Raw genomic sequence first — 11,901 nt, 5'->3', positions numbered from 1 at the left:
TCTAGGCGGTTGCTTCGCTAAAAACTTAAATCATTGTTCTAAATCGAAATGTCAAGAACATACCAGCTTATCTCACCGTTGGCTACTTATAAAAAATGCAACTAGGTAAAATCTGGTTTAGGTAGGTTGAGCAACAGCCACCTTCGCCAGAATGACAATGGATTATTTAAAAAATGGAGGAGATCCTGACTTTCGTCAGGATCGTAATCCTTAACTTAATGACATTGTAGGCGCGCTAGCATTGGGAGGTATTAGGTAACGCACGCCACAGGCGCGCTAGCTAGATTGTTGAGATTATACTGGAGCGTTCTGGTGCCAAATAATAATGAGGGCTCGCTGCTCGTGCTTTCAAAGCATTACTCTGGTTTCGTTGTAATTGATATAACACCATTCCGACCTTTTTCTCCGAATTTATTTAATGCTTTTTCCCCTTTGAATACTTCTATTGTGCCAATAGACATAACGGAAAGATCATTTAGTATTGTTTTTTCTACCTCATTCCCGTTGAGGAGGATTAACTCATTATTTAAATCATTGAGTGATACTTTTTCAGTCTGAACCGGTCTTAAACTTATTCCTTTAGAAGGTTGGGAAATAGTTAATGGCGGAATACTTCCAGCTTTTGTATTAATTTCAATAACTCCATTGTTACCCGAAGTACCATAATGAATAATACCCTCAATACCTTTATTTACATTTATTGAGACAATACTTTCAGGGTTTATTCTCTCCAGATTATTAGTTTTGATTCCGTCGATAATGTACAATGGCTTTTTATCACCTGTCTTCATACTATCACCTATGGCAGTCAATTTGAAGATTATACTTTTAGGTTTAATCGTATCTGCAGGAGCTGTTGATTCTGAACTATTGGACACTTGCTCCTGATGTTGAATTGACCTGCTTTCTGAAAACTCAATTTCTTTGTTTGCTGGCTCATGGTTTATCTCGCCGATTAATGGCATTTTCGGGAGATTAACGATAATATCGCTTATTTGGCTGTTGCTTAAGGCCTCTCGGGAATTTGTAATGATCAGTACCAGACACATGATTGCTGGCAGTAGGAAGATATATATTCCTATTTTTATGCGCCTGGATTGTTTTTTGTTCATCATAGCGATTCTTCTTTTTATGGTTAGTAAATGAAAATTATTAACGGGTAATTTATTTTGAGGCAGAACATTAATCTTTAATAATGCATACTGGTATTCCTTGCTGTCGATTCCCGAATTCAATACCTCCAGGTCGGTTATAAATTCCAGGTTTGCTTGTATGGCATCTTTGATGAGCCATGCGCCAGGATTGAACCAGTTAAAAACAGTGCATATTTCTGCAATCATAACATCAAGACTATGTAATTGATTGACATGTACCTGTTCATGTTCTAAAATGGAATGCAATTCTCTTGGCTCATGATATTCTGGATTGAGGTATATGGTTTTCCAGAATGAGAATGGATTCACCTTTTTCCGGACTATCCTGTAATTAAGGTCACCTGAAACTGCCTGCTCAGATTTTCTGTGAAGGACTAACAGAGAGCTTAGCTGAATAATCAGGCGGCCCATCATCAGGATGACACCAGCCCAGAATATCAGGATAATCATCTGCCAGTAAATGCTGTCGGGCACCACATTGCTACTGTTTACATAACCGACCGATTGCTGCCAGTCTGGGCTTATGTTGTTGATTTGTTGTTTTATTTCAGGATTACTCTTGAATAAATCTCCGAGGTTTATCAGAGGGTAAAGGCCCGAATAAATTAATGCAAATAAGAGATAGATCCGGTTTAGTGAATAAAAGGTAAACTGCTTCAAAAAGAGACGGTAGCCGAAATAGAAAATTAAAATGCTCAAATTCGCCTTAAGCAGATAGATGATAAGTTCAGGTATCATGGCTTCTTTCCTTTCTCAATCATTTCAATGATCTCTTTTAATTCATCGGTACTGATCTTCTCCTGTGTCGCAAAGAAGCTGACCAACTCCTTATATGAATTGCTGAAGTAATCACTCACAAACTCTCCCATGAATTTTTTCTTGTATTCTTCTTCTTTTATTTGAGGAGTGTACAAATAAGTGTTTCCAATTTTCTGAGCAGAAACAAACTTTTTCTTCTCCAGGTTCTTGACTGTTGAAGCAAGGGTGGTATAAGGCGGTTTAGGCTCTGGTAATACATTCAGGAAATCTTTAACTGTTCCCTTGCATAGGTTCCAGATTACCTGCATTGCTTCTTCCTCATTTGGTGTTAACTTTTCCATATCTACGAATGTTTCGTAAATGTATTACGAAAAGTTCGTAATAGCAAATTGCTTTTAACATCTGTTTGTTTTGTCCGCATGGGGCAACGAAAAGTATGCTGGCAAAACAATAAATGGGAAGCCTTTAAATGCCAGCAATAAAAACAAAAAAATCCTGTTTTGTTCTTTAAGCCGAAAACAATAGTTTTGAGACCTGTCAGATCTTAAAGTTCTTCTGTGAATAAACTCCTAATCTCATTTCGTAACGTAAGTATCCGCCAATATAATTCTCTCGTTTTCGAAGGACTTGATTTTGAACTTGAAAAAGGTCAAAACTGGGCTTTGGTGGGTAAAAGCGGATCAGGGAAGAGTACTTTTCTGGATTTTATCATGGGTAAGGCTTCTATGGCCAGGGGGGAAGCTAATTATCCTTATTTTGACAGCTATATTGCCAAATATCATCCGGATGATCCCTTTTTTAACCGGTATAAACTGATGGCTCAGGTCTCTGCCCGGCACGAGTTTCGAAATCTTTCGAATACCAGTGATTTCTATTATCAGCAGCGCTTTAATTCATGTGATTCTGAAGATGCAGATACGGTCGAAAATTATCTTTTAGCTATAAAAGTGGTTCAGCCATCAGGCTTCTGGTCTTTTGAAAGGGTTACTGAACGATTGAATCTTCTGTCCCTGCTGGACAAGCAGCTGATTAAACTATCTAATGGAGAGACCAAGCGCCTGCTCATTGCTTCGGCATTGATCAGAAATCCATTATTAATATTACTCGATAATCCTTTGAATGGACTCGATGTAGCCGCCCGTCAGGATTTCAATAAACTTATCGGGGAAATTTCTGATTCGGGCATCAGCATCATCATGGCTACCACTCCTTCAGAAATACCGGATGCTATAAGCCATGTTGCGGTTCTTGATCAGGGTAAAATAATCAGTAAAGTGCCCTCAGATCAGTTTAATCAGGAGAATCTGTACCTAAGTACAACAGACAAGATTAACCGGGCTGAATTGAAGGAACTGCTTTCACAGACACAATGGCCTCTTTATCAAACTATTATAGGGATGGAAAATGTCAGCATCAGGTATGGTGATAAACTGATTCTTAATAAGATAAACTGGCAAATGAAGCAGGGGGAGCGCTGGATGCTGATCGGACATAATGGGGCAGGGAAATCAACTTTATTAAGCCTGATCAATGGGGATAATCCACAGGCTTTTGCCAATAAGATCACCTTGTTCGATCAACTCAAAGGTACTGGCGAGAGTATCTGGGAAATAAAAAAGAAGATTGGCTATGTTTCTCCTGAATTATTCCAGTATTTCCCGACAGGAAACACTTGCCTTCAGGTCATAGAATCGGGATTTGATGATACGATCGGCCTGTTTCGTGTTTCAAGCAAACCGAAAGCTGAAACATCAATACGTTGGATGAAGTTGCTAAGGATCGAAGAATATGCCGGCAGGATGTTTCGAAATGTTCCGGTTAGTGTTCAGCGAATCTGTATGCTTGCAAGGGCTATGGTGAAGAATCCGGTTCTTTTGATTCTTGATGAACCTTGCCTCGGACTCGATTTTGCACAGCAGGAACAGTTTAAAAATCTTATTGATGAGATCTGTTCAATCAGCAATCTTAGCCTTATTTATGTCAGCCATTATCCGCAGGAAATGCCCGAAAGTATTACCCATACCCTGATTCTGGATCAGGGACGGGTAATTAAAGCAAGTGAAGTCCAGTAGCTTACGGCGCTGATATTATGGTTGAAGCCCGACAACCTGCATAGACAAGGCAAGATCATTTTCAGTTGTTGAAACCAGTCCTTTTGCCCAAACAGTATAAATTTTGCCTGCTTCAATGTTTAAATTCTGCTCGGCCAGAATTGCTCCGCTCACAGAATCGTGAATGCTGATTTTCTGCTCACCAGGATCTACAGGACTAAATTCAGAATAAGATTTAAAGGCCATGGAGCCAAATAAATTGATTGAGTTTATTTTAAAACTCAGGTTCGCGGCATCCGGGCTAAGGTTTATGAATCTTAATTTTGCTTTCCCTGAAGCCGGGGCAGTGAGATCATCTGTTGTAAAAAGGTAAGTAACTTCATTTGGTTTGCCCACAACAAAAAATGAATGGTTTTTTTCGCTCTGAAGATCAATGCTAGTACTGATATATGTGGTTGAAGAGATATATTTTTTAACAACAATTGAAGCCGTTCCTGAATTGAAAAATTTATTAGGTATGGTATCTCCATAGGCAATAATGCTATCGCCGTTAATTCTGGCGCCATTATAATAGAAGTCTATTGCTGGTAGCCCGGGGGATGCGTGTATAACGCTAAGCGATGAGATGTTTAATGAACTTTCCTCTCCTTTTACACAGGAGTTCAGAGAAAAAATTGTAATTGCAGATAATAGAAACAGGAAGCTTTTTTTAAGTTTTTGTAAGGTGATCGATTTCATATTCTTTGTTTTGATAGATTAAGATATTTCAGTAGCTCAATTATTTTTCACGAACAAATAGTCTTAATGAATCGGCTTGCATTGCCGTAAAAATTCCAAGTCCGTTTTTAATATTGGTTACCGGATTCGTCAGATTTAGAGAAGAACTGTTACTGGCATTCAGGATTTCAACATATTCTTTATTCATTGCATAGAGATAGACTGTATAATATCCAATATATCTGAAGGTCATCCTGGTAATTTCAAATGAAGTTGTAATACCGGTATTTACTTCTATGTCGCGATAAGCGCCCCCAAAGCCAAAAGGCCCTCCTCCGTTACTTATTCCTGAGGGGTATTTTTCATCATTTTTCATGATCAGCAAATGGTCTGATCTATCGGGATTTTCCCAGTTAATATATGCCGGAATGAATGTGTCGAGGGTATCTGTACCAGGGCTGAATTGGGGTATGCTGATTACCGTTTCAGAAATGGTCAGTCCATTAGGTTTTCCGGGAACCGTTGTTTTTGCAGACACTTCCTTATTTAGATACGAGAAAATCATGGTGTATGTGTTGCCTGTTCTGATAAAATTTTTATCACTCAGACTATATTGTCCATTTACAGTCTCTTGCAGGCTTATTGTATTTGTGCCATCGCTGATGCTGATGTTTAAGCCAGTGATGGGAAGTCCGTACGAAGCGGTATCAACAAGTCCGCGCTGCATATTAACTTTTACCAGAACAGGTCTTCCCGGTATGAGGTAAGCCTGAACAACCGGTTTTTCGCTTGTTGCGATTAGTGATTCCTTTTCGCAGGAGATAAAAGTTATCAATATAATGATCGTAGAAAACCAGAGAGGGTATTTTTTTATTTCCATTTGATGCTGAGTGTGATATTGGGTGTGAAGCCCAGATAGTTTATATCCGAAGTGATAACCTGATTATCCTGAATTGAATATTCCTTGTACCAGGTATTTTTGCGATTGTAAATATTGAATAGTGAAAGGCCAATTGTACCTGCCTTGCGACTGTCAACTTTCAATATATCCATTGTAAGAGCAGCATCCAGACGGTGATAAGCTGGCAGTCTTTCTGTATTTTTTCCGCTGATAGTCAGGTAGTTGTTTCTTATTCCGCTCATGTTATCAAGAGAGTAACTTCCAGTTGGAGCCGTATAAGGTCTTCCTGAGGCCAGGATCCAGGTAGCCGAGAAAGTCCATTTCTTCCAGCGGTACATGTTTACCGATTTGAATTCATGCCTGTTATCCTGATTCGCATAGTAATACTCTTCACCATAGGTGTCAAACTGGTTTTTTGCTTCTGCGAGGGTATAACTTAACCAGCCGGTAAAATTTCCTGTTTTCTTCTGTGCAAGCAGTTCAACGCCCCTGCTGAATCCCTGTCCGTTATAGAAGTGTTCTTCAATAGTTCTGGATCTGGGGTTAGGGCTCTGGCGCTGTGAGTATTCGGTAAGTCCGTTCAGCTTCTTATAATATACTTCAGCGTCAAAAAGAAAACCTCCGGTTTCATAACTAAGTCCGCCGATATAATGATTAGCTGCACCCACCGGTATTGCATCGCCATCTGATAATACCCAGAAATCTCTGCTGCCCGACAAAATATCTTCCCGCAGAACCCGGTTCGCAAATTGGTAAAAGCGTCCTCCTGCAGCTTTAAGCGTAAGCTGGTCGCTCAGGGAATAGGTGCCCGAAAGTCGAGGTTCAACATAGAAACGTCCGGTTTTACCGTAATAAGTAGAACGCAGGCCTGCTTTAAATTGCAGCTGTTCATTGGGATTCAACTCTGCTTCTGCATAGGCTCCTCCTGTAAGCGCTTTATTATATTGATCGATCAGCATTGTGCTGTCAGACTGGTAGTTAAAGCTTAGGTTTTGCTGCGAAGTAAACCCTCCGAACAGCAGCTTTACTTTATTGAATCCCTGCCATTCCCAGTCAGATTTGAGACTAAAGTCTTCAATCATGTTCTTTTCGACTGTGCCCCTGCTTATCTCAGAACTAAATCCGGCAGTATCAGTCACTGTTGATTTATTGCTTCTGTCGCGGTTGCTTTTATAAGTTGAATAACTGACCAGGGTATTGGAATATAATTTAGATCCCCAGAACCTCGACCATTTTGCACTGGAGCCTAAATTGCCATAGTCTGTTAAGTCGCTTATTTTGATTCCTCCGCCATTCCCGGTTATAAATGAAGGCAGGTTGATCTCCCTGCTGTTATCGAGATTATCGTTCCCCTGATAGAAGCTCCAGGAAAAAATATCTTTCTCGCCATGCCGGTAGGTGTATTTTGCATTCAGGTCATAGAAATAGGATATTGGGGTGCTTGCCGCTTGTGCACCACCCCGTCCACCGGGTCCACCCGGGCCTTGCTGTGCCTGGGTCAGGGTGCTTGTATTATTAAATTGATTGAACAGCTTATTGTAAAGGGGGCCCTGATATGATCTGCGGTAAGCCAGGAGTAAAGAAGAATTATCAGTAACAGGTGTTTCAAGAAATATGTTTGCGCTTAACAGACTCAGGTCAGTTCCCAGACTGAAATTTTTCTTATTGCCTTCTTTTCCGCTGATGTCGGTAACACTTGATAGCCTCCCACCAAATTTTGATGAAAATCCACCCTTGTATAACTGAACATCTTTTACTGCATTACTATTGAATGCACTAAAGAATCCATACAAATGATCGACCTGGTAAATGGTAAATCCGTCAAACAGAACAAGGTTTTGATCGGGTGTTCCTCCCCTGACATATGCACCTGATGAGGATTCATTACTTGCACTGATACCGGGCATTAACTGGAAAGAGCGTAAAATATCCTTTTCTCCAATATTGGGCAGTTCATTTAGTTTTGCAGGGGATATCTGCAAAACACTAACACGCCGGGTATCAGTGGTCATGACTCCATCCGTTTTTTTATCAGTAATCACTACTTCCGAAAGGTTATTGCTGGAGGGAAACATATTGATAGTTACCAGATTCTTAAAATCCAGGTTTCTGAGTTCGAATCGGTCAGTCTGATAACCGATATAGGATGTAATTACTGTGCAGGTATCTGTAGGGACGTTTAGGATTGTAAAATAACCATCGGCATTGCTTGTTGCGCTCAGGTCAGTATATGCTATTCTGATAACAGCTCCGGGTAAGGTTTCGCCGCTGGCTTTGTCTATCACTTTTCCGGAAATATTGAAAGGGCCTTTTCTTACGACTATGGGTTCTTTAATTTCTGCCCTTTGCTGTACTATTGTCTGGGTCAAGACCGGATTGACAAGTGTATTTCTGGCAAGTTTCTTTAAAGGCAGCAATTCATCCTGTGTTTTCAGTATGTAAATTGTTCCGTTACCTTCAAGCCAGTAACGATATCCACTGCTCCTGCAAATGTTCGCGAGGACGCCCTTTAGTGGTTCATTAAAGAAATGTTCAGCGACGAATTGCTTTCCGATTTCTTCGCGGTTGAAAATTATTCTAAGATTATGCTGCCTGGCGATCGAGTCCAGAAAATTATCCATCGACATCGTGATGAAGCCATTAATTACAATGCTGTTATCCATGCGCTGCTGGGCAATGGAGAACTGAAATGCGAAGAGTGCAAGTATGCAGGTGATGAATGTTTTTTTCATGATTATGCAGCTAAAATAGGCTGGCATATTCTGCCCAAAAAGTTAAGTAATGTTAAATGCGACCTAGCACCTTAATCATGCGATGAACGGATTGATTTTGCTGAGGAACAATTTTTTAATTCGGAACTTAAGATGATGAACTGCTTTATATTTGTACTCTTACCCATATTTTGGGGATCAACGAAAGCTGATCTCAATACTTAATTAATGGCTTGCCTGATATTTCAAATATGTTCACCAGGAAAAATTTAAAATCTCAATTGTGGATCTACCATGCAGTCCCCCTGCTGATCTGGCTTGGATTTGTACTGCTCCCATTTTTATTCTCTCCGGGACCGCCTGTTCCATCAGACAATCATGGATTTATGATTAAGATGTTTTATGGTAATATTTTACTATTGATTATTTTTTATATCCATTCCTATGGCTTGTTCCCTCTACTTGAATTTAAGGAGCGAAAATTCTGGTATTTTCTGGGATTGATTTTCTGTTTAGTCCTTTATATACTTATTTCAGAGCAATTAAGACCGGGGCCGCGCGGTAGCAATATCCCTATAGAGCAGCCTCCAAGATTACAGGGCCGTGGAGGGTTTAGAGGAGGCCCGGGATATTATTTTCACCTTGTACGCTTTTTTATCGTAATTATATGTAGTTACTCCTATTGTTTGTTCTTGGATAACATCAAGAGGGAGCGAATAATTAAGGAAAAGGAAAATACTCAATTGAAAACAGAGCTAAACTTTCTGAGATCCCAGATCAGTCCGCATTTTATGTTTAATGTGCTGAATAGTATGGTTTCTCTGGCAAGGAAAAAATCAGACATGCTAGAACCGGCATTAGTCAACATGTCAAGTCTGATGCGATATATGCTCTACGAGAATAATGGCAACCCGGTAAATCTGGGAACTGAAATAGAATACCTTAAAAATTACATTGATCTTCAGTTGTTAAGATATGGCGATTCACTCAAATTGAATTTATATATCAATGGTCGTTTTGATGACTACCGTATTGAACCTATGTTGCTGATTCCATTCGTCGAAAATGCTTTTAAACATGGGATATCAATGGTTGAAGGACCTCTAATTGATATTTCAATTCATATGGATGAGGGTAGCTCAAATCTGAAATTCATTGTGATGAATACTACCAGTACTTTGGAAAGTCCGGATGAAAATGGCAGAGGTATAGGTTTATCGAATGTTAAAAGAAGATTGGCCCTTTTATATCCGGATTCCCACAAACTGCAAATTGAGAAAACAGAAACTACTTTCAGAGTCATCGTTAATATCAAGCTTGCATAATGAGGTGTTTAATTGTAGATGATGAAAAGCCGGCATTAGAACTCCTGGAGGATAATGTAAGAAAAGTGCCATTCCTTACGCTTACAGGCACATGCAGAAACTCATTTGAAGCTCTTGAGATTCTCAGGAACCAGCAGATTGATCTGGTGTTTTTGGATATAAGGATGCCGGGAATCAATGGGCTTGATCTGATCCGTGGACTACAGAATGCCCCACTTATTATTCTTGTTACAGCTTATGACCATCATGCAGTTGAGGCTTTTCAACTTAATGTGGTGGATTATTTATTGAAGCCTGTTTCATTTGAGCGCTTCTTTTCTGCCGTGAATAAGGCTCATGACCTGTTTACACTTCGGAAACAATCGGCACAGGTACAATTGCCCAGGCACGATCATATTTTTGTAAATGCCGGTTATTCGCTTGTGAAAGTTCGCTTGCAGGATATTATTTACATCGAGGGCCTAAAAGATTATGTAAGGATTAATCTCTGTGAGGGTGAGGAGCCGGTGATTACCAGGATCAGTTTACGTGATCTGGAAAATAAATTACCCTCTGATCTTTTTATGCGCGTACATAAATCATTTATTATTTCTCTGGACAGAATAGATTCTGTTCAAAAATATAAACTTCAGGTAAGCGGTCAGGAGATACCAATAGGAGGATTATATCGAAACGTCTTGAATCTCCATATCAATGAGAGAAATATTCAGGTCAAAGGGCTTGATTGATTGTTACGTGGATAGCTTAATAATCCTAAAATTGCAGCTATTTTAATCCGGTTTATAGGGTTAAATCTCTAAAATTTGGCTTTTCTTTAGAAAAAATTTCTAATTTGAATCCGAATTCAATCACCTGTTTTAAAAATTTTAAATGACTCCTGATTCTACCTCTCCCGAATTAGCAAATGATGCTAATATCAACCCTGAAAAAAAGAATAATCTGAAATTGGTTATAGTTGCCTCATCAGTAGGTACACTGATCGAATGGTATGATCTTTTGCTGGCTGTAATTATGGCCAATATATTATCCATACAGTTATTCCCGGCCGGTGGTAACAATTTTATAGAAACCCTGGGGATTGTTGCTACAACTTATCTAATCAGGCCTTTCGGGTCATTATTGTTTGGGAATTTTGGAGATAAAATAGGACGTAAATATACCTTTCTGGTTTCTCTCTTACTGATGGGTGGTGCTACTTTCCTAATCGGCTGTATTCCTACATTTGAACAAGCCGGATGGGTTTCGCCAATTCTGTTTTTAATTCTTAGATTATTACAGGGTCTTGCGATCAGCGGGGAGTACTCTGGTGCAGTAATTTATGTAGCAGAGCATTCACCATCGCATAAACGGGGATTCTATACCGGGTTTATACAAACAACATCATCAATTGCACTGATTCTTGGGCTAGTTGTTGTTTTTTCGACCAAAAGCATTATGTCTGAAGAGAGTTTCAACTCTTTTGGATGGAGAATTCCATTCCTTTTCAGTGCAATTCTAGTAATTGCAAGCTATTTTATTCGCCGCAGGCTTCATGAAAGCCCGGTTTTTGCCCAACTGAAAAGTGAAGGTAAGACGAGTATATCTCCGGTTAGAGAAACATTCAAAACCAAAAAGAATATTGGACTTATACTTGCTGCTATCTTTGGTGGTAATGCAGCGCAGAGTGCGATTATGCAGGTTAACCAGTTTATTACATTATTTTTTCTTCAGCGCACGGTTAAATTACCTGATACCACGGCGCTCTTAATCATGGCTACCGGAATTCTTCTTGCCGGACCATTCTTTCAGATTTTTGGGGCACTAAGTGATCGTATCGGCCGTAAGAAAGTAATTCTTCCGGGAATGATTCTTGGGCTCCTCGTCATACCGCTCATGTTTTACTTGTTCCTCGAACTCGGGAATCCGCAGCGTCTGGATACTATTCAGCACATCGATACTCAAACCACAATTATTTTCATTGGCCTGGTATTTATGCTTACCATTTCGGGTACCATGGTCTATGGTCCGATGGGGGCTTTTCTAATGGAAATGTTCCCAACTAAGATCCGATATACCAGTATGGGATTTGTATATAACGTTGGAAATGGCGCAATTGGCGGATCAACCCCTGTAATTACAGAACTGATCAAATCATCTGTTGTAATTGGGTTTGCGCTTTCACCTTTTGTCGGGCTGGTTTATCCGCTTTCGCTGATTTTGATTGGAATTATCGTCAATATCTTTTGGGTTCCTGAAACCTACAAGAACAACCTAACTGATTAAACAGAACCTATAATCATTTTT

At 39.7% G+C, this 11,901-nt stretch carries 9 protein-coding genes; 4 read left to right on the top strand and 5 right to left on the bottom strand.

The features are described 5' to 3' along the window. Positions 1-356 precede the first annotated feature (356 nt). Together VGE44_RS17040 and VGE44_RS17035 are read right to left on the bottom strand one after the other, a co-directional pair. Positions 357-1,892, bottom strand: coding sequence for a M56 family metallopeptidase (locus tag VGE44_RS17040; protein ID WP_331081404.1), 1,536 nt, complete (start codon positions 1,890-1,892; stop codon positions 357-359). Beyond that, entirely contained in the window at positions 1,889-2,254 is a 366-nt protein-coding gene (locus tag VGE44_RS17035) for a BlaI/MecI/CopY family transcriptional regulator (protein WP_331081402.1), read from the bottom strand. The genes VGE44_RS17040 and VGE44_RS17035 overlap by 4 nt, the downstream gene beginning before the upstream one ends. Before the next feature lie 216 nt (positions 2,255-2,470). Here VGE44_RS17035 and VGE44_RS17030 point away from each other — a divergent pair, with 216 nt between their 5' ends. After that, complete coding sequence (locus VGE44_RS17030) at positions 2,471-3,985, top strand: ATP-binding cassette domain-containing protein (protein WP_331081400.1); 1,515 nt, start codon at positions 2,471-2,473, stop codon at positions 3,983-3,985. A 15-nt stretch (positions 3,986-4,000) separates the two neighbouring features. Here the strand turns inward: VGE44_RS17030 and VGE44_RS17025 are convergent, their stop codons facing one another. The 3 genes from VGE44_RS17025 to VGE44_RS17015 are packed head-to-tail and all read right to left on the bottom strand — an operon-like array spanning position 4,001 to position 8,314. After that, positions 4,001-4,702, bottom strand: a complete 702-nt coding sequence (locus VGE44_RS17025; RefSeq protein ID WP_331081398.1) for a DUF4397 domain-containing protein — start codon at positions 4,700-4,702, stop codon at positions 4,001-4,003. 40 nt (positions 4,703-4,742) lie between these two features. Continuing rightward, positions 4,743-5,561 (bottom strand): DUF4249 family protein, encoded by an 819-nt coding sequence (locus VGE44_RS17020; RefSeq protein WP_331081396.1) that lies wholly within the window; start codon positions 5,559-5,561, stop codon positions 4,743-4,745. Then, on the bottom strand, positions 5,552-8,314 hold the full coding sequence (locus tag VGE44_RS17015; RefSeq protein ID WP_331081394.1) for a TonB-dependent receptor: 2,763 nt from the start codon (positions 8,312-8,314) through the stop codon (positions 5,552-5,554). The genes VGE44_RS17020 and VGE44_RS17015 overlap by 10 nt, the downstream gene beginning before the upstream one ends. 230 nt (positions 8,315-8,544) lie before the next feature. On the opposite strand from VGE44_RS17015, the gene VGE44_RS17010 reads away from it, so the two are divergent. From VGE44_RS17010 to VGE44_RS17000, 3 genes are all read left to right on the top strand, one after another. Continuing rightward, entirely contained in the window at positions 8,545-9,618 is a 1,074-nt protein-coding gene (locus tag VGE44_RS17010) for a sensor histidine kinase (RefSeq protein WP_331081392.1), read from the top strand. Beyond that, positions 9,618-10,346 (top strand): LytTR family DNA-binding domain-containing protein, encoded by a 729-nt coding sequence (locus tag VGE44_RS17005; protein ID WP_331081391.1) that lies wholly within the window; start codon positions 9,618-9,620, stop codon positions 10,344-10,346. The genes VGE44_RS17010 and VGE44_RS17005 overlap by 1 nt, the downstream gene beginning before the upstream one ends. 142 nt (positions 10,347-10,488) lie before the next feature. Further along, on the top strand, positions 10,489-11,880 hold the full coding sequence (locus VGE44_RS17000; protein WP_331081388.1) for an MFS transporter: 1,392 nt from the start codon (positions 10,489-10,491) through the stop codon (positions 11,878-11,880). The last annotated feature ends 21 nt before the right edge of the window (positions 11,881-11,901 follow it).

This window comes from Daejeonella sp., assembly GCF_036405355.1.
Classification (GTDB): Bacteria; Bacteroidota; Bacteroidia; order Sphingobacteriales; family Sphingobacteriaceae; genus Daejeonella.
The sequence above is the reverse complement of the archived record's forward strand: the minus strand, read 5'-3'. Positions and strand labels throughout refer to the sequence as shown.